The organism is Streptomyces sp. NPDC035033 (assembly GCF_040636735.1).
GTDB lineage: Bacteria > Actinomycetota > Actinomycetes > Streptomycetales > Streptomycetaceae > Streptomyces.
Window position 1 is genome coordinate 58789 of the sequence record NZ_JBEZUZ010000044.1, and the last position, 395, is coordinate 59183.

The following is a 395-nucleotide window of genomic DNA, read 5'->3' on the forward strand; positions in this document are numbered from 1 at the left end:
CATTCCAACCCCCACCCCCCCCCCCCCCCCCCCGCCCCCCCCCCCCCCCCCGGTCCGCCCGCCCCGCCGCCCGACCCGCCCTCCGGCGACACCGCCGGAGGCCGCGGTCCCGTCCGAGGACCCCAGCGCCTCGGGCCGGAGCGGGGAGAGCCGCACGCACGCTCCCGCCGTGACCCCCGACGCGCCGCGCGGACGGGACGGGCAGGAGGGACCGAGCGGGCGGGGCGGCGGTCCCGCCGTCCGCGACCGGGGGCGACCGCCCGGCGACGACGGGAACGCCCGGCGCGGCCGGCGGCACCACGCGCCCCCGCGCACGGCCGGTACGCCGCGGCCCTGACTCCGCACCGTGCCGCGCCGGACGGAAGCCCCCGCGCCCGACGGGGGCTTCCGCCGTG